Source organism: Streptomyces sp. CB02056 (assembly GCF_001905545.1).
In the GTDB taxonomy this organism is placed as follows: domain Bacteria; phylum Actinomycetota; class Actinomycetes; order Streptomycetales; family Streptomycetaceae; genus Kitasatospora.
Genome location: NZ_LIPD01000027.1, coordinates 39,123 through 64,323, shown reverse-complemented (window position 1 = coordinate 64,323; position 25,201 = coordinate 39,123). Strand labels below are relative to the sequence as shown.

Below are 25,201 nucleotides of genomic sequence, written 5' to 3'. Positions count from 1 at the left end.
CGGGCAACGGCCCCGGTCACCGGCCTCCGGACCTACTCGGGCAGCGTCAGCCCGATGTCCTCGCGGCGCTTCACGCCCTGCGCGTCCGGACCGCCCAGCGCGGTCAGCAGCGCGTCCACCCGCCCGTGCCCGGGCACCTCGGCCTCCGGCTGGGCGTCCAGCCAGGGGGCGAGCACGAAGGCGCGCTCGTGCGAGCGCGGGTGCGGCAGCAGCAGCTGCGGGTCGTCGCTCAGCACGCCCTCGTAGGCCAGGATGTCGACGTCCAGGGTGCGCGGGCCCCAGTGGACGGTCCGCACCCGCCCGAAGGCGTCCTCGATGGCGTTGCCGCGCTCCAGCAGGTCCCGCGGGGGCAGCGAGGTGCGCAGCACCACGACCGCGTTGTAGTAGTTCGGCTGCTCCTCGGGCCCGCCGACGGCCTCGGTCTCGTACACCGCGGAGACGGCCTTGATCTTCAGCCCCGGGGTGTCGGCGAGCGCGTCGACGGCCCCCTGGAGGGTGTCCAGCCGGTTGCCCAGGTTGCTGCCGAGCGCGATCACCGCGCAGCGCTGGCTGTGCAGCGTGGTGTCGGCGGAGTCCACCCGGCTCTCCAGGTCGAACGCGTTCGGCGTGGCGGTCGGGTCACTGGTGCTCATGCGCCCGCCTCGCTTCGCTCAGCAGGGGCACTCACCCATGCGCACCTCTTGATCATCCGCTCGCTTCGCTCGCTCATCGGAAAACGTCCTCTACATCGGATACCGGGGCGCGCGGTGGGGGTCATGCGCGGCCCCGGTGGATGGTCACGGTCACGTCGTCGAACGGCACGGTGATCGGGGCGTCCGGCTTGTGCACGGTGACCTCGACCTCCTCGACCGCTTCGTGCTTGAGGCACTGGTCGGCGATCCGCTGGGCCAGCGTCTCGATCAGGTCGACCGGCTCCCCGGCGATGATCGCGGTGACCTCCTCCGCCACCAGCCCGTAGTGCGCGGTGCGGGTGAGGTCGTCTCCGGCCGCGGCGGGGCGGGTGTCCAGGTGGAGCACGAGGTCGACCACGAAGGTCTGCCCCTCGACGCGCTCGCGCTCGAAGACGCCGTGGTGGCCCCGGGCTCGCAGCCCCCGCAGGGTGACGCGGTCCAGCAAACGAATCACTGCTCCCAGTCGGACGGGCCCCGCCCGGAGAAAGGCATGGACGGGCAGGGCGAAGGCGGGCGGCACGCCCGCCACTCCGTTTCGAATCTACCCGCGAGCACGGACAACGCCTGACCGTCCTACCCGGCACGAACCGACGCCACGCGCACCGATATGGCGATTGACGTGAACGTTCGGTGACCACTCGGAAATTCCCGGCGACTTCCCGGCACCGCATTTCCGCAAGTGCCGGAATCAGCTCTCCTCGTCGTCGTCCCCGCTGGTCAGAACGGGTGAACCGTGATGCGACCAGAGCTTCCACCCGGCCGGGGTACGACGGAACAGATTCGTCGACACGACCTTTCCGCCGACCAGCGGCCCGAGTTCCCCCTCCTCCTCCGACTCTCCGCCGGACAGGATGTTCTCGGTGCACGTGACAAGGGCCACATCACCGTGCACCTCGGCCTCGACATCGGTCAGGAAGAACTGGATGTACTCCGTGTTCATCATGATCAGCATGTACGAACGGGTCACCTGGGCCCGGCCGCGGAGCACCGGCCAGCCCGGGTGCACGCACACCACGCCACCCTTGTCGTCGGCGTCCGCGGCGCCCAGCCAGGCGTCCTCGACCGCTTCCAGGTCCCCCCGTTCCAGCGCCTCGTAGAGCCCCTGGTTCGCCGCCAGAACGGCCTCCAGGTCCGCCTCGCGGGCCCGCCCGGCCGTACCGCCGCTCAACCTGCCGTCACCTGTCACAGACCCTCCCTCACCCCAACCGCGCCGCGTGCTGCCAGGCCGCGACCACCCGGACGGCATCCGCCGTGCCGGACACGTCGTGCACCCGCACCGCCCAGGCTCCCGCCCGTGCGGACAGCACCGACACCGCGGCCGTCGCGTCGTCGCGCTCCCGGGCCGGGCGCAGTTCCCCGGTTGCCGGGTCGGCGAGCAGCGTACCCAGGAACCGCTTGCGCGAAGCCGCCACGAGCACGGGACGGCCGAGCGCGGTGAGCGCGTCCAGCCGGCCGAGCAGCGCCCAGTTGTGCTCGGAGGTCTTGGCGAAGCCGAGCCCCGGGTCGAGGATCAGCTGGTCCTCCTTGACCCCGGCCGCCAGCAGCGCGTCCACCCGGTCGGTCAGCTCGGCGACCACGTCCCGCACGACGTCGTCGTAGACGGCCATCCGGTCCATGTCGGCGGACTGCCCGCGCCAGTGCATCACCACGAAGGGCGCGCCGGTCTCGGCGACCACCCGGGCCATCGCCGGGTCGGCGAGCCCCCCGGAGACGTCGTTGACGATCGCGGCGCCGGCCTCGACGGCCCGCTCGGCGACCGAGGCGCGCATGGTGTCCACCGAGACCACCACCCCGGCGTCGGCGAGCTCGCGCACCACCGGGATCACCCGGCGCAGCTCCTCCTCCTCGGGGACCCGCTGCGAGCCCGGCCGGGTGGACTCGCCGCCGACGTCCACCAGGTCGGCGCCGCGGGCCCGCAGCGCGAGGCCGTGCGCGATCGCCTTGGCGGGGTCGTGCCACATCCCGCCGTCCGAGAAGGAGTCGGGCGTGACGTTGACCACGCCCATCACGGCGCAGCGCTCCAGTCGCGGCAGACCGGCCGGCAGGGAGAAGGAGGGCGAATCGTTCATGCTTCCCATTATCGAACGGGGCCCCCGCCGAGGATTCTCGGCGGGGGCCCCGTTCCGTGCCGTCGCGGCCCCGAAGGCCCGCGACGGGCCTCAGGCGGCCTCGGTGACCTCACGGGTCGACGGGACCGGCATCAGCCCCTCGCGCTGGCGCCGACGGCCGAGACGCGGCATCCCGAGCGTGATGAAGGCCTCCGCCTGCATCGCGGCGAAGCCGATCCGGGGCAGGTCCCGGGTGCTCGGGAAGACCAGGAAGCGCGGCTCCCACTCGGGCTGGAACTTGGCGTTGAACTTGTACAGCGACTCGATCTGGAACCAGCGCGACAGGAACACCAGCAGCCCCCGCCAGGCGCGCAGCACCGGGCCGGCGCCGATCCGCTCCCCGCGGGCCAGCGCCGAGCGGAACATCGCGAAGTTGAGCGACACCCGGCGCACGCCCATCGCGGGCACCGCCTGCAGCGCGGCGACGATCAGCAGCTCGTTCAGGCCCGGGTCGGCGGCGCGGTCGCGGCGCATCAGCTCCAGCGAGATGCCGTCCGGCCCCCAGGGCACGAAGTGCAGCACGGCCTTCAGGTCGTCGCCCTCCTCGCCCTCCTCTGGGGCCTTGTGGGCGGTGACCACCACGCAGTCGTCGTCCAGCGGGTCGCCGAAGCGGCCGAGGGCCATCGAGAAGCCGCGCTCGGTGTCGGTGCCGCGCCAGCGGGCGGCGGCGTCGGCGATCCGGTACTTCTCCTCCACGGTGAGCTCGGAGACCCGGCGCACCTGGCAGGAGTAGCCGTTGCGCTCGATCCGCTTGACCATCTGGCGCACGTTGCGCATGGCCCGGCCGGAGAGCGAGAAGGACGCGGTGTCCACGATCGCCTCGTCGCCCAGCTCCAGCGCGTCCAGGCCCGCCTCACGGGTCCAGACCTCGCCGCCGACCTCACTGCACCCCATCACGGCCGGCACCCAGGCGTGCTCGCGGGCCTCGGCCATGAACACCTTGATCGCGCCCGGCCAGGCCTCGACGTCGCCGACCGGGTCGCCGGAGGCCAGCATCACGCCGGAGACCACCCGGTAGGAGATCGCGGCCTTGCCGGTGGGCGAGAACAGCACGCTCTTGTCGCGGCGCAGCGCGAAGTAGCCGAGCGAGTCGCGCTCGCCGTGCCGCTTGAGCAGCTCGCGGACCTTCTCCTCGTCCTCCGCCGTCAGCTCGGGCTTCGGCTTGCCCGGGCGCAGCGCCAGGTACGCGGTGGTGAAGGCGGTCAGCAGGCCGAGCCCGCCGAGCAGGTAGGCGACCAGGTCGGACATCCGGACGTTGTTGTACCGGATCGGGCCCTCGAAGCCGAACAGTCCGTACCCGACGTGCTGCAGGCGCTCGGTCAGGCCCGGGTGGCCGATCTCGTACTTGGTCCGGGTGCTCACGATCAGCAGGCCGAGCAGCACGCTGAGGACGCCCATGACGACCAGGTTGACCACCGCCCGCCAGCGGGTGCGCGGGTCGGCCTTGGCGTAGAACTCGCGCTGGTGGACCAGCATCACGGCGAGGACCACCAGCGAGACGACCGCCGGGCCGATCTGGTGCCAGCGCACGATGTGCAGCCCGGCGCTGACCGGCAACAGCACGCAGACCGCCCGCCAGGCCCGCCGCTTGCGCCGGCGCAGCGCGTGCGCCAGCGGCACCAGCAGGATGCCGACCATCAGCGCGCCGACCGCCGCCAGGCTGGTGGTGCCGCCCGGCAGCTGCCCCGCGAAGGTGTGCACCTTCGTGTGCCGGAGCCTGGGGAACACCGCGCTGGCGATGTCCACGAGCCCGATCAGCAGACAGGCGTAGCCGACCGCTCCGGGGAGCCAGGCCCTCGGGACGGCGGACGCCTGGTTGCGCAGCGTCTGCAGGCCGCGGCGACGGCGCGGCGGCTGCTCGGGGCTCGGCTCAACGGACACGGGAACGCTCATGGAAGCTCAGCGTAGAGGCTGCGGTGCGGTGTCCGGTCACTCCGGGGGAGGACGCGTGATGGACCTTCATGCCTATTCCTTCATCAGGCAATGCGCATACCAAGGACCCGGAAACGGTCGGTAAACCGGGGCCGTGGTCGCGCTGCGGGTTGAGCCGGCGGTGGGAGCCGGGGGCCCGCCGCAGCGTGGCGCGACGGGACCCTCCGGGACGCGTTACGTACGGTGGACGCCGCATTCTAGGGCGCCGGTTGCCTCCGGCTCTCCCCGCCCTACCAGCCCGCCCGGGCATCCGGACAGCCTAGCCACGGTGGCCCGGCCTGACGGACCGCCAGACGATGAAGCCTGCACCGACAGTGTCCCACCGGAAGGCCGACGGCATGGAACTGACCAGCGACGCGCTGGTGAACTCGCTTCTCGCACTCGGCGCCGCGGCGGTCGTCACGACCCTGTGGCTCTGGCCGCGGCTGGCGCCGCAACGTCCGCTGCCGGTGCTCGGCCGGATCGGGTTACTGACGGTCGTTCAAGCCTCGGTCCTGGCCGTGCTCGCGCTGTCGGTGAACAACTCCTTCGGGTTCTACACCTCCTGGGACGACCTGCTCAGCCCCGGCGGCGCCAAGCTCGCGCTGGCCGGCAACGAGAACCACAGGGGCGGCACCCCGGTCCCCGACGCGCTGGTCCAGCCCACCACCGAGGGCGGCCTGGAGACCATCACCAACCTGCCGAAGGGCCCGCCCGAGGAGGTCGGCAGGATCGAGTCGGTCCGGGTGAGCGGCAAGGAGACGGGCTTCTCCGACCAGATGTTCGTCTACCTGCCGCCCGCGTACTTCGACCCGAAGCTCACCCTGGTCCGCTTCCCCGTCCTGCTGGCCATCGCCGGCTACCCGGGCACCACCCTGAACCTGCTGCACGAGCTGCCCCTCGCCCAGACCGCGATCGAGCTGCAGCGCTCCGGCAAGATGCCGCCGACCGTCCTGGTGATGGCCCGCCCGGCGGTCGTCCCGTCCCGGGACACCGAGTGCGTGGACGTCCCCGGCGGGCCGCGCACCGAGACCTGGTTCGTCAAGGACGTCCCCGAGGCCATCCTCAGCGCCTACCGGGTCGGCCGCACGGCCGGCTCCTGGGGCACCCTCGGCTACTCCACCGGCGGCAGCTGCGCGCTGCGCCTGGCGATGCGCTTCCCGAACGTCTACGGCAGCGCGGCGAGCCTGCACGGCGACTTCACCGTGCGCCAGGACAACTACACCGGCGGCGACCTCTTCAACGGCGACAAGGCGCTGGCCCAGCAGCACGACCTCGGCTGGCGGCTGCAGAACCTGCCGGTCCCGGCGCTCAACGTGCTGGCGGTCTCCACCCGCGCGGAGGGGGACTACCCGCAGACCGTCCAGTTCGTCGACCTCGCCACCAGGACCGCGGCGGCCAACCCCCAGTTCAAGATCGACTCGCTCTACCTGGACGACGGCGGGCACAACTTCGACAGCTGGACCAGGGAGCTGCCGGCCACCCTCGAATGGCTGGGCTCGCACCTCGGCTAGCGCACGTGGGTGACTACCCGCCGGTCGGCCCGCCCGGCCGGCGGCCCGGGGGAACGTATCGCGACCGCCCGTCGGCCCCCGCCGGGCGCCCCCGGACCCGCGCAGGAGGCACTGTGCTGAGCACCCGCTCGCTCTTCGACGAGATCTACCGCAACGACCAGGCGTACCAGCTGTTCTGCAGCATCGCGGCCGGCGGCGAGGACCAGGGCGGCTGGGAGAACGAGCGGATCGCCGCCCTCACCCGGGACCCGGTCCTCGCCCCGAAGGTCGCCCGGCACGGTGCCGACGAGCGCAAGCACGGCCGGATCTTCGCCCAGCTGCTGAACCGGCGCGGCCTGCCCAAGGTGCCCGTGCCCGACGAGACCGACTACTGCATGCTGCTGGAGCGCCAGGGCATCGGCCTCTCGCACGAACGGCTGAACAGCGACGTCCCGCTGACCGACCGCGAGCTCATCACCTACCTCGCGCACAGCCGGGTCACCGAGCAGCGCGCCGCCGAGCAGATGCGGCAGCTGGTCAGGGCGTACGCGGACAACCCGGCCCTCGGCCGGGCGATGCGGGTGATCTCCGCCGACGAGGACGACCACCTCGCCTACTGCCACGAGGAGCTGCTGCGGCTGATCTCCGAGGGCCACGGCCCGTACGTCCGGCACGCCCTGGAGACCAGCGCCCGGGGCGAGGTCCGCACCTACCGGGACGTCGGCCTCGCCGTCACCGCCCGGATGGCCCGGATCCTGCGCTGGCCGCGCTGGCAGCTCGCCCTGATCACCCTCGGGGTGCGCGCGCTCCACCTGTACGACCGCGCCTACGGCTGGCGCCGGATGGTCACGCTGCGGATGCCCGAGCACCGCAACGCGCTGGGCACCCCGGCTCCGCCGCACGCGGAGCACGAGGTGCCCGGTTCCTGAACCGTCGGCCCGGCCGGCGCCCTACCGGCCGATGATGAGGCTCATCGCCTCGGCCCGGGTGGCCGGGTCGCGCAGCTGGCCGCGCACGCAGGAGGTGATGGTCTTGGCGCCGGGCTTGCGGATGCCGCGCATCGACATGCACATGTGCTCGCACTCGACCACGACGATCGCCCCGCGCGGCTCCAGGATCCGCATCAGCGCGTCGGCGACCTGGCTGGTCAGCCGCTCCTGCACCTGCGGCCGGCGGGCGTAGACGTCGACCAGCCGGGCGAGCTTGGACAGCCCGGTGATCTTGCCGCTGGTGGACGGGATGTACCCGACGTGGGCCACGCCGCGGAACGGCACCAGGTGGTGCTCGCAGACCGAGGTCAGCTCGATGTCCTTGACCAGCACCATCTCGTCGTGGCCGAGGTCGAAGGTGGTGGTGAGGACGTCCTCGGGCTCCTGCCACAGGCCCGCGAATATCTCCTTGTAGGCGCGCGCCACCCGGGCCGGGGTCTCCAGCAGGCCCTCGCGGTCCGGGTCCTCCCCGACGGCGAGGAGCAGCTCGCGGATGGCGTTCTCGGCCCGCTTCTGGTCGAAGGTACCGACGGCGGGCGGACCGTCGAAGGTCACCGGGTCGATCATGCGGGCCTCGCTTATGTATCGGAAGACTCTGGCTGAACAGCACGGATGCCGCGCCTCCAGGGTACAAACCCTGGTGACGCGGCATCCATTCCCTACGGAGCGGGGGTCAGCCCTCGGTCGGCGGCTCGGTGGCCGGCAGCGGCGGGAGCTTCACGACGTCCACCGGAGCGGCCTCGCCGGAGGCGGCGCCGTTGGTGAGCGCCAGCTCCTTCGGGGACTGCACCGGAGGCCGGGTGGACGGCGTGCGGCGGGCGGAGCCCGTCCAGGCCGGCCGGGTCGGGCGCTTGACGATCGGGGCGAAGACCTCGGCGATCTGCTCCTTGTTCAGGGTCTCCTTCTCCAGGAGCTCCAGGACCAGGTTGTCGAGCACGTCGCGGTTCTCGACCAGGATCTCCCAGGCCTCGTTGTGCGCCGTGTCGATGAGCTTCTTGACCTCTTCGTCGACCAGCCCGGCGACCTCTTCCGAGTAGTCGCGCTGGTGGCCCATCTCGCGGCCGAGGAACGGCTCCGAGTTGTCCGAGCCGAACTTGATCGCGCCGAGGCGCTCGGTCATGCCGTACTGGGTGACCATGGCCCGGGCCGTCGCGGTGGCCTTCTCGATGTCGTTCGAGGCACCGGTGGTCGGGTCGTGGAAGACCAGCTCCTCCGCCGCGCGCCCGCCCATCATGTAGGCGAGCTGGTCGAGCATCTCGTTGCGGGTGGTGGAGTACTTGTCCTCGTCCGGCAGCACCATGGTGTAGCCGAGGGCCCGGCCGCGGGACAGGATGGTGATCTTGTGCACCGGGTCGCTGTACTGGCAGGCCGCCGCGACCAGGGCGTGGCCGCCCTCGTGGTACGCGGTGATCTTCTTCTCCCGGTCGGACATGATCCGCGTGCGCTTCTGCGGACCGGCCACGACGCGGTCGATCGCCTCGTCCAGGATGCCGTTGTCGATCAGCTTCTTGTCCGAGCGGGCGGTCAGCAGCGCCGCCTCGTTGAGGACGTTCGACAGGTCGGCACCGGTGAAGCCGGGGGTGCGCTTGGCGACGGCCGACAGGTCGACGTCGGGCGCGATCGGCTTGCCCTTCTGGTGCACCTTGAGGATGTCCAGCCGGCCCTGGAGGTCGGGGCGCTCGACCGCGATCTGGCGGTCGAAGCGGCCTGGGCGCAGCAGCGCCGGGTCCAGGATGTCGGGGCGGTTGGTCGCGGCGATCAGGATCACGCCGCCCTTGACGTCGAAGCCGTCCATCTCGACCAGCAGCTGGTTGAGGGTCTGCTCGCGCTCGTCGTGGCCGCCGCCGAGGCCCGCGCCGCGGTGCCGGCCGACGGCGTCGATCTCGTCGACGAAGACGATCGCCGGGGCGTTCGCCTTGGCCTGCTCGAAGAGGTCGCGGACGCGGCTGGCGCCGACACCGACGAACATCTCGACGAAGTCCGAGCCGGAGATGGAGTAGAAGGGCACCCCGGCCTCGCCCGCGACGGCGCGGGCCAGCAGGGTCTTGCCGGTGCCGGGCGGGCCGTAGAGCAGCACGCCCTTGGGGATCTTGGCGCCGACGGCCTGGAACTTGGCCGGCTCCTGGAGGAACTCCTTGATCTCGTGGAGCTCCTCGACCGCCTCGTCCGCGCCGGCGACGTCGGCGAAGGTGGTCTTCGGGGTGTCCTTGGTGAGCAGCTTGGCCTTGGACTTGCCGAACTGCATGACCCTGGAGCCGCCGCCCTGCATCTGGTTCATCAGGAACAGGAAGACCAGGACGATGATCACGATCGGGAGCATCGACAGCAGCAGGCTGACGAAGGTGCTCTGCTTCTCCGGGCTGATCGTGTAGCCCTCGGCGAGCGTGCTCGCGTCCTTGTCGTTGACCTGGGCCTGGAGCTTGTCGGCGATGGCGACACCCTGGTCGCCGATGTAAGAGGCCTGGAACTTGGTACCGGACGGGGTCTTGCCCGTTCCGGCACTGGGCAGCGTGGCGCCGTCCTTGAGCTGGATCTTGATCGTGTTCGAGTCACCGGTGGTGATCTGCGCCGACTTGACGTTGTGCGCGTCGATCGCCGCGACGACCTGACCGGTGTCCACCGTCTTGTAGCCGTTGGAGTCCGAAACGACCTGCATCAGCACGATGACGGCGAGGACGGCCAGCACGATCCACATGATCGGCGCACGGAAGTATCGCTTGACGTCCATCCATGCGGGGCGTTGCCGCCCCGTCCCTCCTGCCACTCAACGGCGCCGGGGGGCTGTTGGGCCGCGGCGCAATCCGATTGGTGCTCATGTGAAGAGCGGTTTATTGGACCGTACCGCAGTCGGACCCACCCATGGCGGGAGCACGGCGAGACGGCTGTGGTTCTTTGTCCCCGGGGGTCCAACGGGCGGGAACGGCCTACTGTTCCCGCCCGTAACCCGAACGGGGCCGTCAGCCGCCGTAGACGTGCGGGGCGAGGGTCCCGATGAAGGGGAGGTTGCGCAGCTTCTCCGCGTAGTCCAGGCCGTAGCCGACCACGAACTCGTTGGGGATGTCGAAGCCGACGTACTTGACGTCGATCTCGACCTTGGCGGCGTCCGGCTTGCGGAGCAGCGCGCAGACCTCCAGCGAGGCCGGACCGCGCGAGCCCAGGTTGCCGAGCAGCCAGGACAGCGTCAGACCGGAGTCGATGATGTCCTCGACGATCAGGACGTCACGGCCGGCGATGTCGGTGTCCAGGTCCTTCAGGATCCGCACCACACCGGAGGACTTGGTGCCCATCCCGTAAGAGGAGACGGCCATCCAGTCCATGGTGACCTGCGAGTGCAGGGTCCGGGCCAGGTCGGCCATGACCATCACAGCCCCCTTGAGGACGCCGACGATCAGCAGGTCCTTGCCTGCGTAGTCCCGGTCGATTCGCTCGGCCAGCTCCAGGAGCTTGGCGTCGATCTCGTCCTTGCTGATGAGCACCTTCGCGAGGTCAGCGCCCATGTCGTTCTGGTCCACCGGGGATACGTCCTCAAACGTTCGGGGTCTGTGTGGCCGGCGGTCGGCTCCCCCTGGGCATGCCTCGCCCGTCAGTCGCCCTGCCGCCGAAAGACCAGCGTGCCACACCTGCGGGTGGCCTCGACGCCCCCGGGTAGGTGCAGCGGGCCCTGTCCGCGCCATCCGGTGACCAGCAGGTCGATCGTCTCCAGGTGCCGGGCGAACAGGTCCCCGGCCGGACAGCCCGCCCGCAGCGCGGCCCGGCGCAGCACCCGGCGGCGCACCGCGGGCGGCAGTTCGGCCAGCTTCACGGCGTCCAGGGCGCCGTCGCCCGTACGGAGGTCGCGTTCGGCCAGTGCGGCCCACTGGTCGAGGGCGTCGGCGTCGTCGCGGAACAGCCGGGCGGTGCGGGCCAGCGCCTCGACCACCCCGCCGCCCAGGTGCTTCTCCAGGACCGGCAGCACCTCGTGGCGGACCCGGGAGCGGGTGTAGGCGGGATCACAGTTGTGCGGGTCGTCCCAGACCGGGATCGACTGGGCGGCGCAGGCCTGCCGGGTGGCCGCCCGGTCCAGCTCCAGCAGCGGGCGGCGGTAGCGGCCCTTCTGGGCGGGCATCCCGGCCAGCGAGCGGGAGCCGGAGCCGCGGGCCAGGCCCAGCAGCACGGTCTCGGCCTGGTCGTCCCGGGTGTGGCCGAGCAGCACCGCGATCGCGCCGTGGCGGTCGGCGGCCGCGTCCAGGGCGGCGTAGCGGGCGTCCCGGGCGGCGGCCTCCGGGCCCCCGGCGCGGCCGACCCGGACCGGGACCGCCTCCACCGGGTCGAGGCCGAGGCTGCGCAGCCGGTCGGCCACCTGGGCGGCACGCTCGGCGGATCCCGCCTGGAGGCCGTGGTCGACGGTGACGGCGCCGACCCGCAGGCCGATCTTGGGGGCTTCGAAGGCGGCGGCGATGGCCAGCGCCATCGAGTCGGCGCCGCCGCTGACCGCGACCAGGACCAGCGGCGAGCCGGGCGCGGCCGGGGTCCGGGGCAGCCCGGAGGGGTGGCGCGCGGCGTTGCCGATCAGGGTGGTGCCGACCGCGGCACCCACCAGCGGCGCCCCGGCCGGGCGCTCCCGGGGCCGGCGCACGGGCGCGGTGAAGGTGGAACCGGCCTCGGCGGCGAGGTCGGTGAGCGTACGGCGAACGGCCAGGCGTATCGCGGCGACGGCGGGGTGAGGACCCACGGCGGACGACTCCTCGACGGAGGGGGGGACAGGACGTGCGGCGGACGCGGCGGGGACCGCGCACCCGCATGAGCACCCGGTTACCGGGCGCTCACAGATGGTGGCAGATAGTGGCCACCCACTACGCCACCCGCGCCCCCGGCAGGTCGACCGTCCCACGTTCGGGTGAATGAAGAAACGCTTCTTCACTCGTCGTCGGCCTGATTGGACCACTCGTACGAGCGGGTTTGACCGGCGCGCGCCGCTTGCCGTCCGGCGTACGGCGCGCCCGCGTCACGACCGCGCTCAGCGCGCCACCCGGGCCACCCAGGCGGCCGGGTCGTGGATCTCGTCCTTGGTGGGCAGGGTGTTCGGGGAGGTCCACACCCGGTTGAACCCCTCCATGCCGACCTGCTCCACCACCCCGCGCACGAACACCGCGCCGTCCTGGTACTGGCGCAGCTTCGCGTCCATGCCGAGCAGCCGGCGCAGCAGCAGGTCGAGCCGGTTGGCGCCGCGGTCCCGGCGCTGCTGGAACTTCTCCCGGATCTCGGCGACCGTCGGCACCACGGCCGGCCCGACGCCGTCCATCACCACGTCCGCGTGGCCCTCCAGCAGCGACATCACGGCCGTCAGCCGGCCGAGGATCTCGCGCTGCGCGGGCGACTGGACGATCTCCAGCAGGTTCCCGGAGGAGGCGCCCTCCCGGCTGCCGCCACCCGGCAGGCCGCCGAGCGAACCCGCCGCGTCCCGCAGCCGCTCCAGCAGGGCGCCCGGGTCGACGTCCGTCTCGGCGAGGAAGGACTGCACCTCGGACTGGATGTGGTCGCGCAGCCACGGCACCGCGGTGAACTGCGTCCGGTGCGTCTCCTCGTGCAGGCAGACCCAGAGCCGGAAGTCGGACGGGTCGACGTCCAGCTCCCGCTCGACGTGCACGATGTTCGGCGCCACCAGCAGCAGCCGGCCCGGCCCGGGGCCCTCCGGCCCCAGCCGCGGCTTGTCGAACAGCGCCGCCGGGCTGTCCGGCGCCTCCAGCGGGGGCTCGGCCGGGGCGAAGGTCTCGTACTGGCCCAGCACCTTGGTGGACAGGAACGCCAGCAGCGCCCCGACCTCGATCCCGGTCGCCTTCTCGCCCACCGCGCCGAACACCCCGGCCGCCGTGCTGTTCGCCCGACGCGCCTGGAGCTTCTCCACCAGCGGCTGGACGACCGTGCGGAAGCCCGCCACGTTGGCCCGGATCCACCCCGGACGGTCCACCACCAGCACCGGCGTCGCCGCGGCCTGGGACAGGCTGGACGAACGCATGCCGGTGAACGCCCGCACGTGCTCCTCCGCCTCCAGGGCGTGCCGGCGCAGCTCGGCGACCACCGCCGCCGCTTCCTCCCGGCTCACTTCCGGACCCGGCCGCACCAACCTGGTCGCGGTTGCGACCGCGAGGTTCCAGTCGACCATGTCAGCACCGCCACTCGCGCTCGTCATGCCCTCACCGTACGTGCTCCCCACCACCAACGGCAGCCACCCGCCGCGAACACCTCTCCCCAACGGGCCCCGGCCCCACCGGTCTCCGGCCGCGACCGGGAGCCGGCCGGGCCCCGGGGCGTGCCCGGCGGTGGGCGGCGGACCGGTGCGCGGCGGCGGGGTGCGCGCGCCTCGCGGCGGGGGTGGGAGGGCACCTCCCGGCCGCGACCGGGAGCCGACGGGGTCCCGGGGCGTGCCCGACGGTGGGCGGCGGAGCGGTGCGCGCCTCGCGGCGGCGTGGTTGTTGAAGGGCAGCGCCGGGTCAGTGGCAGCCGCAGGTGGTGAGGCGGGCGGCGACGCGGTCCATGGCGGCGCGAGCGGTGTCGGCGGGGGCGGCGGTACGGGTCATGACGGCGAAGGCGAGCAGGCGGCCGTCGGCGTCGACGACGGTGCCCGCGAGGGTGTTGACGCCGCTGAGGGTGCCGGTCTTGGCGCGGATCAGCCCGGCCGCGTCGGCGGCGCCGGACCCGGAGCCGTACCGCTTGTTGAGGGTGCCGGTGAAGCCGGCGACCGGGAGGCCGGTGAGCACCGGGCGCAGGGCGGGGTGCTGCTCGGAGGCGGCCAGCGCGAGGAGTCGGACCAGGACGGCGGGCGGTATCGCGTTGCCCGGGTGCAGGCCGCTGCCGTCGTTGAGGACCACGGTGCCCATCGGCACGCCGAGCCGGGTGAGCTCCTGGGTGACGGCGGCCGCGGCGCCCTCGAAGCTCGCGGGCTGGTGGGCGGCGATGGCGACCTGACGGGCGATCGCCTCGGCGAGCTGGTTGTCGGAGGTGGTCAGCAGGCGTTCGACCAGCCGGGCGACGGTCGGCGAGAAGACGTCGCCGAGGGGCGCCGTGCCGGTGGCGGTCGGGGCGGGCGCGGGCGCGGCGGCGGGGCCGGCCTTGCCCGTCACGGTGATGCCGCGGGCCCGGAGCAGCGCGGCGAAGGCCTCGGCGGCCGCGGCCGCCGGGTCGGCGACCCGGTCCGGCGCGTCCTCCCGGCTCTTCGGGTCCACCTTGGCCTCGTCCACCATCAGCGGGACCACCAGGGCGATGTTCTGGGCGTCGTGGTTCCTGTGCTGCGGGCCGCCCGCGTACATCGACAGGTCGTAGTCCAGCTGGACCGTCGTGGTGCCGAGGCTCTTGAGGCTGTCGGCGGTCTGCTGGGCGAGGGAGTCCAGTGAGGCGGGGGCGGTGTCGGCGTCGGCCGGCTGACCGCCGATCTGCACCTGGTCGGCGGGCAGCGCGGTGAGCGTCGGGTCGCCGCCGCCGACCAGGGTGATGGTGCCCGGGGCCGCGCCCTGGACCACCCGGGTGTGCAGCCGGGTGTCGCCCGGGATGAGGGACAGGGCCGCGACCGCGGTGGCCAGCTTGGTGGTGGAGGCGGGGGTGGCGGGGGTGTTCTCCCCGGAGCCGTACAGGAGTTGGCCGGTGCCGGCGTCCGCGACGGCGAAGGTGACCTCGCCGAGGTTCTTGTCGGCGAGCGCGGCGGCGAGCGCCTGCCGGAGGCCCTGCGCGGTGGGGACGGCGGCGCCCGGGCCGCCCTCGACGGCGGCCAGGACGGCGCCCGGCGCGGGGGCCGGGCGCGCAGCGGACGCGTCGCCACCCCCGGTGGCGGGCACGGAGGCGCCGGGCACGGAGGCCGCGGGCGTGGGCGCGGCGGGCGGCGCGGCCCGACGGGCGGGCGCGGCGCCCGGGTCGTCGTTCGACCGGGGACCGGCGCCGCCCTTCCCGTGCTCGCCCTTCCTCCCGCCGTGGCCGTTCGGTCCGTCGTGGTCCTCACCCTCGCCCGGCCCGGCGCTGTGCCCGCCCGGCGGCGGGGCCGGCTGCGCGACCGCACCACCCGAGGTCAGGACCGTACCGACGACCAGGAGCGCCGCTCCGAACAGCCCCGCGGCCGTCCCCCCGCGGCGGCCCGCCGCCCCTCCCCCTGTGCCCACCGACCGGCCCCTTTCCCGAGCACCCGCTCCCGTAGGAGACACTTGGATTCTGTCAGTCCCTACCTTGGAGGAACCGTTGGAGTTCGACGTCCTTATCGAAATCCCGAAGGGCTCTCGTAACAAGTACGAGGTCGACCACGAGACCGGCCGTCTGCGGCTCGACCGGATGCTCTTCACCTCGACCCGCTACCCGGCCGACTACGGCTACGTCGAGGGCACGCTCGGCGAGGACGGCGACCCGCTGGACGCCCTGGTCATCCTGGACGAGCCGACCTTCCCGGGTTGCCTCATCAAGTGCCGCGCCATCGGCATGTTCCAGATGACCGACGAGGCCGGCGGCGACGACAAGCTGCTCTGCGTCCCGGCGACGGACCCGCGCTGGGAGCACCTGCGCGACATCCACCACGTGTCGGAGTTCGACCGCCTGGAGATCCAGCACTTCTTCGAGGTCTACAAGGACCTGGAGCCGGGCAAGTCCGTCGAGGGCGCCAACTGGGTCGGCCGCGCCGAGGCCGAGGCCGAGGTCACCGCTTCGATCAAGCGTCTGGCGGAGCAGGGCGGCCACTGAGCCGTCGTTCCGATCCCACTCGGCCGGGGACGGTCGGAGGCAGGTCGGGACAGCCCGGGGCCGGGGTTCGCGGATTCGTCCGCGGACCCCGGCCTCTGTCGTGTCCGGGGACGGGACGTCTTGCCGACAGCCTGTCGGCAAGACGTGAAGTTAGGTTAGGCTAACCACATATTCAGCCGATTCCCACCGGCCGATCCCGGACCCTGGAGGCCGCATGCCCACGCCCGCGCCCGCCCCGTTCTCCACCGTGCTCCGCACCGCCAGCAGCGAGGAGCACGAGGCCGCCGAACAGTCCTCGTTCATGAGCCGGCTGCTGGGCGGCGGTCTCGGGATCGAGGCGTACGCCGACCTCACCGGCCAGCTCTGGTACGTCTACCGGGCCCTGGAGGACCGGGCCGAGCAGCTCGCGGAGCACCCGCTGGCGGGCCCCTTCATCGACCGGTCGCTGCTGCGCACCGCCGCCATCGAGCGCGACCTGGCGCACCTGCGCGGGCCCGACTGGCGGGACGGCCTGGCCCCGCTGCCGGCCACCGCCGCGTACGTCGCCCGGCTGGAGGAGCTGGCCGCCGAGTGGCCGGCCGGGTACCTCGCGCACCACTACACCCGCTACCTGGGCGACCTGTCGGGCGGTCAGATCATCCGGGGCATAGCGGAGAAGACCTGGGGCTTCGAGCGCAAGGGCGACGGCGTGCGGTTCTACGTCTTCGAGGAGGTCGACAACCCGGCCGCCTTCAAGCGCGGGTACCGGGCGAAGCTGGACGCGGCCGGGGAGGCGATGGACGAGGTCGAGCGGCGCCGGGTGGTCGAGGAGTGCAAGCGGGCCTTCGTGCTCAACGGGGCGGTCTTCCGCGACCTGGACACGCGCTACCCGCTGAGTGCGTAAACGTTCCTCCTTACCCCGGTCACGGGAAACGGCCCCGGCGAGCGCTTGCTCGCCGGGGCCGTTTCGGCACTCCGTCCGGGCGTCAGGCCTGGACCGCGCCACGGCGGTTGCGCACCAGGACGGTGGCGCTGCCGCCGACCAGCAGCAGACCGGCCGCGGTGGCCAGCAGCGGGACCACCGGGGTGTCCGCGCCGGTGGCGGCCAGCGAGCCGCCGCCCGTACCGCTCAGGCCGCCGGTGGTCAGCGAGGCCCCGCCGGAGGTACCGCTGCCGGTGCCCTGGCCGCCGCCGGCCGCGGAACCGCCGCCGGCACTGCCGTTGCCGTTGCCGGAGGAGCCGGCCGGCGGCAGCTTGGCGTCCTTGTCGAAGGCGAGGGTGGCGCTGACCGGGTCCAGGGCCGTACCGGCCGGGTAGTTGGAGAAGGCCGGCACCCCCTCGGCGGTGAGCGTGGCCGGCACGCCGGAGAGCGTCACCACGCCGCCGACCGGCTTCAGGGCGGCGGCCGGGACGTCCAGCCGGGCGATCCTGACACCGCTCAGCGAGGTCGAACCGCCGTCCTGGGACTTGCCGTTGACGTCGGCGGTCAGGAAGGCGCCGTCCCGGTCGATGGTCAGGCCCAGCTTGGAGAGCGTGGTGTCCAGCGCCCAGCCGTCCTTGCCGGGGTGGCCGAGGAAGCGGACCGAGCCGTTGAAGGCGGCGCTCAGGGAGTGGTCGGTGGTGTTGTAGGCGCCGGTGGCGCCGCCGAAGCGGTAGTCGGCCGCGCCGCCGCCGAACTCGACCTTCCCGGCGGCCATCGGGGACTCCAGGTACGTGCGGAAGCTCTCCTTGACCTTCCAGTCCAGCGTCCCGTTCACCACCGGCAGGGTGGCCGGGGCCGTGCCGGGGCCCCCGCTCGCGGACGGGGAGGCGGTGGCGCCGGGCGCCTGGGTGGCCGACGGCGAGGAGCCGGCCGAGGGGGTGCCGGACGACGGGGCTGCGGTCGGCGTGCCGGTGGCCGTGGCGGTGGGGCTCGCGCTCGGGCTGCCGGTGGGGCTGCCGGTCGGGCCCGTGCTCGGCGAGGAGGTGGCGGACGGCGTGGCGGTGGCCGTCGCGGTCGGCGGCACGGTCGGCGGGGTCGTGGCCGGGCTCTGCTTCAGCAGCAGCGACAGCGGGTCCATGTCCGCCCCCGCCGGGTAGAAGCCGGCGAAGGCCCGGGCGCCCTGCTCGGTCAGCTTGGCCGCGGCGGGCGTCCCGTTGGTGGTGTCCCGTGCGACGGTGAACGTCACCAGCGGCACGTCGTCCCGGCGGGTGACGTCGGCGGCGCCCACCGACTCCTTGGAGGCGGTGTCGGCGGTCAGCGTGCCGGTGGTGCCGGAGGTGGTGATCCGCAGGTCGCTGAGCGCGACGTCCAGCGCGCCGTGGTGGGCGGTGAAGTGCACGCCGCCGGTGAAGGAGGAGCTGAGCGCGTGCGTGGTGAGGTCGTACGCCGCGTTCGCCAGGCCGAAGTGGAAGGTGCCGTCGGCGTTGCGGGTCGCGCCGCCGGTCAGCTCGATCGCGCCGCCCTGGGAGGCCGGGCCCTCGATGTAGCTGCGGAAGCTGGCCTTCACGCCCCAGTCCAGCGCTCCGGTGTCGTACGTGACGCTGCTCGGGCCGCCCGCGCCGAAGGCCAGTGCGGGGGCGCCGAGGGCGGTCAGGCCGAGGCCGGCGGTGGCGGCCGCGAGGGCGGCCAGCCGGGTGCGGTTGCGGGACATGCTGGGTACTCCGTTCGGATGGGGGGAGGGAGCGGGGGGACGCTCCCGGAGGGGTCAGGCCGCGTCGTCGGCGTCGGGCCCGGTGGCGGGGGCCCCGGCCGCGGCGGCCGCCCGGCGGCGGCGGACGAGCAGGCCGCCGGTGGTGGCGAGGGCCGCCACCAGCACCGCGCCGCCGACCACGGCCGGCACCGGGACGCCGTCCGGGGAGGACGCGGCGACGGGCGCGGCGGCCGGGGAGGCGGGCGGGCTCGCGACGGCGCCCGGCGGGGTGGCCGGGGCGCTGCCGAGGTCGGGCAGCGGGGGCAGCGCGGCGGCCGGGTCGAGGGCGACGGCGAAGCTCAGCGGGTCCATCGCGGTGCCCGCCGGGTACAGGCCGCCGAAGGCCTCGGCGCCGCCCTCGGCGAGCGTGAGCGGCAGTTCGACGGCCGTCAGCAGGCCGCCCTCGGCCTTGAGGCCGGCCGGGTCGAAGGTCGCCAGCTCGACGCCGGGGAGCTGCCGGGTGCCGCCGTCCGGGGTCCGGCCGGAGACATCGGCGAGCAGTCGGCCCTGGCCGCCGGAGACGCTGACGCCCGGGTTGGCGAGGGTGAGGTCCAGGCCGTAGCCGTCGCCGGCGCGCATGCCGGTGAAGCGGACGGTGCCGGTGAAGGCGGCGGTCAGCTCGCCGGTCGCCGGGTCGTACGCGCCCTTGGCCGGGGTCCAGCGGAAGAACGCGCCGCCGTCGGCCGCGCCGCCGCCGAGCTCCCAACGGCCTTGGGCGATCGCGCCGGTGACGTAGTCGCGGAAGGTGCGGCGCACGCCCCAGTCGAGGGCGCCGTTGGCGAACCCGGTACGGGCCGGGGCCTGGGCGGCCGGCTCGGTGGCCAGCGGGGCGGCCGGCTCGGTCGGCGACGGGGCGGTCGCCGGCGGTATGGTCGCGGGCGCGGCCGTGGCGGCCGCGCCGGACGTCGGGGCGGGGGCCGCCGGCGTCGGCTGCGCGGCGGGCAGGTTGACCGAGAGGCTGAGCGGGTCAAGGGCCGTGCCGGCCTGGTAGAAGCCGCCGAAGGCCTTCGCCCCGGCGTCGGTGAGGGTCGCCGGGACACCGCTCAGCGTCAGGGTGCCGGCCGCGCCGCGCAGGTCGACGCCGGCCAGCGAGAGGTCGGCCAGCTTGGCCTGGCTCGCGCTGCTGACCTGCCCGGTCTCCTTGGACTTGCTGCTGACGTCGGCGTACAGCCCGGCCGCGCCGCCCTGGACGGCCTTGAAGGTGAGCCGGCCGATGCTCAGGTCGAGCGCGTCGGAGCCGCCCTCCTGGTGCCCGGTGAACCGCACGCCGCCGGAGAAGGCGGCGGTCAGCGCGCCGGCCGCCGGATCGTACGTGCCGTTCGCCGAGTGGAACCGGAAGGTGCTGCCGCCGACCGTGGCCGCGCCGCCGGTCAGCCCCCAACTCCCCTTGGCGATGGGCCCGGTGACGTAGGTCAGGAAGGACTGCTTGATGCCCCAGTCCAGCCGTCCGCCGGAGACCCTGCCCTCGGCGGCGGCCGCCGGCCCCGGCGACAGGCCCACGGCCAGCAGGGCGGCGAGGGAGGCCACCAGGGCGGCGGCCAGACGGCGGAGCCGGCTGGACAGGGGCACGGCGAATCACTCCTCAGGAGGCATGGGGGGATGCCGCAAAGGGGGCCCGGTGGGCACCACCCCCTTGCGGAACCCAGGTAAGGCTAACCTAATATATGAGTCAAGAGCCCCGCCGCCCCCTCCCCAGGCGGCGGGGCGCCACAGGCACCAACTCCCGGTGAAGGGAACCAGGTTGAGCAGCGTTACGATCCGATCCGGGGCGGCCCGCGGGCCCGTCCTCCTGCTGCTCGCCCTCGGCCTGCTGCTCGCCCTCACCGCCTGCGGCGCCGCGAGCGGAACGGCCGGGGCAGCGGGGGCGGCCGTCTCCCGCACCCCCGACGCCGTCGAACCGCTGCCCGGCGAGCCCGTCCCCCGGCTCCCGGCCACCACCGCCTCCGCCGACGGCCGCCAGGTCACCGTCACCAGCGCCGAACGGGTCATCCCGCTCAACGGCAGCCTCGCCGAGCTGGTGTTCAGCCTCGGCCTCGGCCCCAAGGTGGTCGCCCGGGACGTCTCCACCACCTTCGAACAGGCCGCCGCCCTGCCGGTGATCACCCAGGCCCACGACGTCTCCGCCGAGGGCGTGCTCTCACTGCACCCCACCGTCGTCCTCGCCGACCGCTCCACCGGCCCGGCCGAGGCGATCGCGCAGATCCGGGCGGCCGGCGTCCCGCTGATCGTCCTGGACGACGCCAAGCGGCTGGCCGACGTCGGACCGCGCATCGACACCGTCGCCGCCGCACTCGGCGTCCCGGACGCCGGACGGCAGCTCAAGGAGCGCACCGAGCAGCGGATCGACCAGGCCATGGCCGCCGTCCCGGCCGACGGCCGGCACCCCCGGGTCGCCTTCCTCTACCTGCGCGGCAGCGCCTCCGTCTACCTGCTCGGCGGCCCCGGCTCCGGCGCCGGCTCGCTGATCGAGGCGGTCGGCGGCGAGGACGCCGGCACCGCGGCCGGCCTCACCAACGACTTCGTCCCGCTCACCAGCGAGGCCCTGGTCAAGGCCGCGCCCGACGCGATCCTGGTGATGAGCAAGGGGCTCGACTCGGTCGGCGGAACGGACGGCCTGCTCAAGCTGCCCGGCGTCGCCCAGACCCCGGCCGGGCTCGACCGCCGGATCGTCTCGATCGAGGACGGCCAGCTGCTCAGCTACGGCCCGCGCACCCCGCAGGTCCTGCGCGGGATCACCGCCCAGCTCTACCCGGCGGACGCCAAGTGACCACCGCCGTACGGGAGGAGACCTCCCGCGAGGCCCCCGGGGAGAGCGCCGCACCGACCGCCGGCCGGACCGCCCTGCTCACCGCCGGACTCGCCGCCACCCTGCTCCTCTGCGCCCTCCTCGCGGCCGGCGTCGGCGCCTACCGCATCCCGCTCGGCGACATCCTCGCCTCCACCGCCCACCGCCTCGGCCTCGGCGGCCACGCCCTGGACCGGGTGCCCGAGTCCGTGCTGTGGAACGTCCGGCTGCCCCGGGTGGTGCTCGCCCTGCTGGTCGGCGGCTCGCTCGGCTGCGCCGGGGCACTGATGCAGGGCGTGTTCGGCAACCCGCTCGCCGAGCCCGCCGTGATCGGGGTCTCCTCCGGCAGCGCGGTCGGCACGGTGGCCTGCATCGTGCTCGGCCTGAACACCCTGGGCGGTTGGACGGCCCCCGTCTTCGCCTTCGCCGGCGGCCTGCTGACGGTCGTCGCGGTGTACGCGATGTCCCGCTCCGGCGGGCGCACCGAGGTGGTCACGCTGATCCTCACCGGCGTCGCCGTGAACGCCTTCTGCGGCGCGCTGATCGGCATCCTGCTGTTCATCGCCGACCCCGCCGCGATCAGCCAGGTCACCTTCTGGCAGCTCGGCTCGCTCTCCCAGGCCACCTGGGGCAAGGTGCTCGCCGTCCTGCCGTTCGCGCTGGCCGGCCTGGCCGTCGCCCCGCTGTACGCCCGCAGGCTGGACCTGCTGGCGCTCGGCGAGCGCCCGGCCCGCCACCTCGGAGTGGACGTCGAGCGGATGCGGCTGGCGCTGATCACCGTCGTCGCCCTGCTCACCGCGGCGGCCGTGGCGGTCAGCGGCATCGTCGGCTTCGTCGGCCTAGTCGTCCCGCACCTGCTGCGGATGCTCGCCGGGCCCGGCCACCGCTTCCTGCTGCCCGCCTCGGCACTCGGCGGCGCGCTGGTGCTGGTGGCCGCCGACCTCGCCTCCCGCACCGTCGCCGAGCCCGCCGAGATCCCGCTCGGGGTGGTCACCGCACTGATCGGCAGCCCGTTCTTCTTCTGGCTGCTGCGCCGGACCAGGACCAGGCAGGGAGGCTGGGCGTGAGACTGCGACGCCACCGGGAGATCCCCGAACGACCGGAGCCCGGAAGCGAGTTGCTCGCCGCCGAGGGCGTCCGACTGAGCCTCGGCGGGCGCCCGCTGCTGGACGGCGCCGCCGTCCGGGTCGCGGCCGGCGAACTGGTCGCGCTGCTCGGGCCGAACGGCGCCGGCAAGTCCACCCTGCTGTCCGTACTGGCCGGCGACGTCCGGCCGGACGGCGGGTCGGTCACCCTGCGCGGCCGCCCGCCGGCCGACTACGGCGCCGCCGAACTCGCCCTGCACCGCGCCCTGTTGCCGCAGTCCGCCGCACTGTCCTTCCCGTTCCCGGCCGACGAGGTGGTCCGGATGGGCCGCGCGCCGTGGGCGGGCACCGCGGCGGCCGCCGAGGACGCGGCGGCCGTGGCCGAGGCGATGGCGGCCACCGAGTCCACCGCCTTCGCCGGGCGCCCGTTCACCGCCCTGTCCGGCGGCGAGCGGGCCCGGGTGGCGCTGGCCCGGGTGCTGGCCCAGCGCACCCCGCTGCTCCTGCTGGACGAGCCGACCGCCGCCCTCGACCTGCGCCACCAGGAGCTGGTGCTGCGGGTCGCCCGGGCCCGGGCCGCGGCCGGGGACGGGGTGGTCGTGGTGCTGCACGACCTGTCCCTGGCGGCGGCCTACGCGGACCGGGTGGTCCTGCTGACGGGCGGGGCGACGGTCGCGGACGGGCCGGTCGCCGAGGTGCTGCGGGCGCCGATGCTCAGCGAGGTGTACGGGCATCCCGTCGAGGTGCTGGCGCACCCGCGCACCGGGGTGCCGCTGGTGCTGCCGGAGCGCTGAGCGCTTCGCCGGCGCTCAGTCCTCCAGCCGGAAGCCGACCTTGATGCACACCTGGTAGTGCTTGATCCGGCCGTCCTCCAGGTGGCCCCGGACCTGCGAGACCTCGAACCAGTCGAGGTTGCGCAGCGTCCGGGAGGCCCGCTCCACCCCGTTGCGGATCGCGGCGTCGACGCTCTCGGCCGAGGACCCGACGATCTCGGTCACCCGGTACACATGGTCGGTCATGGCGGACTCCCTCAGCTGTACGGACGGCCCCCGGTCCACCGTGCACCGACCCGGGTCCGCCCGCACCCCGACGGGCGGCCTCCCGCCTCCGGAGAGGCCGCCTAGAACGCCGCCCGCACCTCGCCGACCGGCACGCCGCCGCCGAGCAGCGGGGCCGCGCCGATCCGCTCGACGGTCCCGTCCGCCCCGGTCACCCCGAGCCGGCGCAGCGCGGCCGCCAGCACCGGGCCGCGGGCCCGCTCGGCGCCGTCCTCGATCTTGAAGGCCAGCGCCCGGCCGTCCGGCAGCGCGACCACCTGGACGGCCTCGGCGCCCATCTTGGACAGCGCGCCCGGCACCGCCCGCATCAGCCAGGTGTCGGCCCGGCGGGTGCCGGCCACGTACTCGGGGTGGGCGCGCATCGCGTCGGCGACGCGGCGCGGCCCGCTGCCCTCGGCGGCCAGCAGCAGGCCGCGGTAGCCGCGGGCCAGGCCGGTCAGCGACACGGCCAGCAGCGGCGCGCCGCAGCCGTCCACCCCGGCGTGGGCGGCGGTCTCGCCGGTGGCCTCCTCCAGGGCCTCGCGGGCCAGCCGCTGGATCGGGTGGGCCGGGTCGAGGTAGCTCTCGGTGTCCCAGCCGTTGGCCGTGCAGGCGGCCAGCCAGCCGGCGTGCTTGCCGGAGCAGTCCATCAGGATCGGGGCGCGCCCGCCGCCGGCGGCGAGCAGCAGCTCCGCCTCGGTCTCGTCCAGCGGCAGGTCGGCCGGGGTGCGCAGGGCCGACTCGTCGAGCCCGGCGGAGCCGAGGATGCTCCGCACGCCATCGAGGTGAAACGATTCCGCGGAGTGGCTGGAGGCCGCCAGCGCCAGCAGCTCGCCCTCGATCGCCAGCCCGGCCCGCAGCGTGGCCACCGCCTGGAACGGCTTGGCGGTCGACCGCGGGAAGACCGGGGCGTCCGGGTCGCCGAGCGCGAACTCGACCGAGCCGTCGGCCGCGAGCAGCACCAGGGAGCCGCGGTGGCGGCCCTCGACGAAGCCGGAGCGTATGACCTCGGCGAGAACGGGCGCGGGGGCGGGCAGGGACATGGCGGTGTGAGCCTTCCGGGGCGAGGGTGGGCCGGGAGCGAGCCGGGCCTCACCCGCCCACGGCGACCCACCCGGTCAGAGCGGCCCCCGTGCGAGCAGGTCGTCGACCCGTGCTTCCCCATCACGGTACCTGCGGGTGATCTCGGCGTTGCAACCGTCGGCCGTGCGCAGCAGCCGCTGGCGCCGTCCGGACACCTCCCGCTCGTACGCCCGCAGCCGCTCCAGGGCGGCCAGCAGCTCCTCGGCCGGGTGCGCCGCCAGGTCGGCGAGCTGGACGTCGCCCATCAGCGCGTCCGCCTCCAGCCGGGACTCCCGGGTGCGCGGCGGCCCGAGGGTGACGTGCCGGGCCGAGCGCCGCACGGTGGAGGGCGCGTCGGTCAGGATGGCCGGCAGCCGGTCCAGCAGGTCGCCGGGGGCCGGGTCGGGGCCGGACGGGTCGGCCGTACGGACCGGGCCCGTGCCGGGCCGCCGGTCGAGTTCGGCGCGCAGGATGTCCATCCGCCCGTGCAGCAGCCGCCGCAGGTAGGACAGGTCGGCCTCCTGCTCCAGGGTCTCCCGGCGCAGCACCCGCAGCTGCTCCAGGCCCAGCCCCTCCAGGTCGGGCTCGTCCTCCGCGCCCGCCGCCGGACCGTCCGGGCCCCCGGGGGCCCGCACCACCGACCCGGACCGGTCCCGCGCCACGCTGCTCGCGTCCATCACCCAACCACCTGACGTCGTCCGATCCCGCCCGCTCG

Annotated in this window: 23 protein-coding genes; 7 read left to right on the top strand and 16 right to left on the bottom strand. The window is 74.1% G+C overall.

Features of this window, described 5'->3' with window-relative positions; genetic code table 11:
- Positions 1–32: 32 nt before the first annotated feature.
- The 5 genes from folK to AMK13_RS40155 all read right to left on the bottom strand — a co-directional run bounded on the left by folK (position 33) and on the right by AMK13_RS40155 (position 4,672).
- Entirely contained in the window at positions 33–632 is a 600-nt protein-coding gene (folK, locus tag AMK13_RS40175) for a 2-amino-4-hydroxy-6-hydroxymethyldihydropteridine diphosphokinase (protein ID WP_049654060.1), read from the bottom strand.
- A 121-nt stretch (positions 633–753) separates the two neighbouring features.
- Positions 754–1,113, bottom strand: coding sequence for a dihydroneopterin aldolase (gene folB, locus AMK13_RS40170; protein ID WP_049654068.1), 360 nt, complete (start codon positions 1,111–1,113; stop codon positions 754–756).
- A 246-nt stretch (positions 1,114–1,359) separates the two neighbouring features.
- Positions 1,360–1,839: a nuclear transport factor 2 family protein gene (locus AMK13_RS40165; protein WP_049654066.1), complete on the bottom strand. Its 480-nt coding sequence runs from the start codon at positions 1,837–1,839 to the stop codon at positions 1,360–1,362.
- A gap of 28 nt (positions 1,840–1,867) precedes the next feature.
- Entirely contained in the window at positions 1,868–2,740 is an 873-nt protein-coding gene (folP, locus tag AMK13_RS40160) for a dihydropteroate synthase (RefSeq protein ID WP_049654059.1), read from the bottom strand.
- Positions 2,741–2,830: 90 nt separating this feature from the next.
- Positions 2,831–4,672, bottom strand: coding sequence for a phosphatidylglycerol lysyltransferase domain-containing protein (locus AMK13_RS40155; RefSeq protein WP_079272951.1), 1,842 nt, complete (start codon positions 4,670–4,672; stop codon positions 2,831–2,833).
- A gap of 377 nt (positions 4,673–5,049) precedes the next feature.
- Between AMK13_RS40155 and AMK13_RS40150 the strand changes: the two genes are divergently transcribed.
- A complete protein-coding gene (locus tag AMK13_RS40150; protein ID WP_063780220.1) occupies positions 5,050–6,204 on the top strand; it encodes an alpha/beta hydrolase in 1,155 nt (384 codons plus the stop codon).
- Between the two features lie 113 nt (positions 6,205–6,317).
- Complete coding sequence (locus AMK13_RS40145) at positions 6,318–7,112, top strand: ferritin-like domain-containing protein (RefSeq protein ID WP_049654056.1); 795 nt, start codon at positions 6,318–6,320, stop codon at positions 7,110–7,112.
- Positions 7,113–7,133: 21 nt separating this feature from the next.
- Here AMK13_RS40145 and folE read toward each other — a convergent pair whose 3' ends face one another.
- From folE to dacB, 6 genes are all read right to left on the bottom strand, one after another.
- On the bottom strand, positions 7,134–7,739 hold the full coding sequence (folE, locus tag AMK13_RS40140; RefSeq protein WP_049654054.1) for a GTP cyclohydrolase I FolE: 606 nt from the start codon (positions 7,737–7,739) through the stop codon (positions 7,134–7,136).
- A 106-nt stretch (positions 7,740–7,845) separates the two neighbouring features.
- Positions 7,846–9,900, bottom strand: a complete 2,055-nt coding sequence (gene ftsH, locus AMK13_RS40135; RefSeq protein WP_074006436.1) for an ATP-dependent zinc metalloprotease FtsH — start codon at positions 9,898–9,900, stop codon at positions 7,846–7,848.
- A gap of 229 nt (positions 9,901–10,129) precedes the next feature.
- Positions 10,130–10,684 carry a hypoxanthine phosphoribosyltransferase gene (gene hpt / locus AMK13_RS40130; RefSeq protein WP_049654051.1) on the bottom strand — a complete coding sequence of 185 codons (555 nt, stop codon included), beginning with the start codon at positions 10,682–10,684 and terminating at the stop codon, positions 10,130–10,132.
- A gap of 71 nt (positions 10,685–10,755) precedes the next feature.
- On the bottom strand, positions 10,756–11,883 hold the full coding sequence (gene tilS, locus AMK13_RS40125) for a tRNA lysidine(34) synthetase TilS (protein ID WP_074006435.1): 1,128 nt from the start codon (positions 11,881–11,883) through the stop codon (positions 10,756–10,758).
- A 285-nt stretch (positions 11,884–12,168) separates the two neighbouring features.
- Positions 12,169–13,341, bottom strand: a complete 1,173-nt coding sequence (locus AMK13_RS40120; RefSeq protein WP_049659916.1) for a zinc-dependent metalloprotease — start codon at positions 13,339–13,341, stop codon at positions 12,169–12,171.
- A gap of 301 nt (positions 13,342–13,642) precedes the next feature.
- Positions 13,643–15,298, bottom strand: coding sequence for a D-alanyl-D-alanine carboxypeptidase/D-alanyl-D-alanine endopeptidase (gene dacB, locus AMK13_RS40115; RefSeq protein WP_074006434.1), 1,656 nt, complete (start codon positions 15,296–15,298; stop codon positions 13,643–13,645).
- A 76-nt stretch (positions 15,299–15,374) separates the two neighbouring features.
- On the opposite strand from dacB, the gene AMK13_RS40110 reads away from it, so the two are divergent.
- The gene (locus tag AMK13_RS40110; RefSeq protein WP_030244505.1) at positions 15,375–15,866 is read left to right on the top strand and encodes an inorganic diphosphatase; all 492 of its coding nucleotides are present in this window, start codon (positions 15,375–15,377) and stop codon (positions 15,864–15,866) included.
- 214 nt (positions 15,867–16,080) lie between these two features.
- Positions 16,081–16,749: a biliverdin-producing heme oxygenase gene (locus AMK13_RS40105; RefSeq protein ID WP_074006433.1), complete on the top strand. Its 669-nt coding sequence runs from the start codon at positions 16,081–16,083 to the stop codon at positions 16,747–16,749.
- Positions 16,750–16,831: 82 nt separating this feature from the next.
- On the opposite strand, the gene AMK13_RS40100 is transcribed toward AMK13_RS40105, so the two are convergent.
- Complete coding sequence (locus tag AMK13_RS40100; RefSeq protein ID WP_074006432.1) at positions 16,832–18,478, bottom strand: HtaA domain-containing protein; 1,647 nt, start codon at positions 18,476–18,478, stop codon at positions 16,832–16,834.
- A 54-nt stretch (positions 18,479–18,532) separates the two neighbouring features.
- Positions 18,533–20,086: an HtaA domain-containing protein gene (locus AMK13_RS40095; protein WP_074006431.1), complete on the bottom strand. Its 1,554-nt coding sequence runs from the start codon at positions 20,084–20,086 to the stop codon at positions 18,533–18,535.
- A 172-nt stretch (positions 20,087–20,258) separates the two neighbouring features.
- Between AMK13_RS40095 and AMK13_RS40090 the strand changes: the two genes are divergently transcribed.
- Genes AMK13_RS40090 through AMK13_RS40080 form a run of 3 tightly spaced genes read left to right on the top strand, consistent with a single transcriptional unit; the run spans position 20,259 to position 23,181 of the window.
- Entirely contained in the window at positions 20,259–21,284 is a 1,026-nt protein-coding gene (locus tag AMK13_RS40090; protein WP_234348688.1) for a heme/hemin ABC transporter substrate-binding protein, read from the top strand.
- Positions 21,281–22,369 carry a FecCD family ABC transporter permease gene (locus AMK13_RS40085; RefSeq protein ID WP_074006430.1) on the top strand — a complete coding sequence of 363 codons (1,089 nt, stop codon included), beginning with the start codon at positions 21,281–21,283 and terminating at the stop codon, positions 22,367–22,369. The genes AMK13_RS40090 and AMK13_RS40085 overlap by 4 nt, the downstream gene beginning before the upstream one ends.
- Positions 22,370–22,371: 2 nt before the next feature.
- Positions 22,372–23,181: a heme ABC transporter ATP-binding protein gene (locus tag AMK13_RS40080; protein ID WP_241853238.1), complete on the top strand. Its 810-nt coding sequence runs from the start codon at positions 22,372–22,374 to the stop codon at positions 23,179–23,181.
- A gap of 15 nt (positions 23,182–23,196) precedes the next feature.
- Here AMK13_RS40080 and AMK13_RS40075 read toward each other — a convergent pair whose 3' ends face one another.
- The 3 genes from AMK13_RS40075 to AMK13_RS40065 all read right to left on the bottom strand — a co-directional run bounded on the left by AMK13_RS40075 (position 23,197) and on the right by AMK13_RS40065 (position 25,163).
- Positions 23,197–23,406, bottom strand: a complete 210-nt coding sequence (locus AMK13_RS40075; protein WP_049661518.1) for a dodecin — start codon at positions 23,404–23,406, stop codon at positions 23,197–23,199.
- Positions 23,407–23,507: 101 nt separating this feature from the next.
- Positions 23,508–24,467, bottom strand: a complete 960-nt coding sequence (locus AMK13_RS40070; protein ID WP_074006429.1) for an asparaginase — start codon at positions 24,465–24,467, stop codon at positions 23,508–23,510.
- Between the two features lie 75 nt (positions 24,468–24,542).
- A complete protein-coding gene (locus AMK13_RS40065; RefSeq protein WP_234348561.1) occupies positions 24,543–25,163 on the bottom strand; it encodes an RsiG family protein in 621 nt (206 codons plus the stop codon).
- Positions 25,164–25,201: the final 38 nt, after the last annotated feature.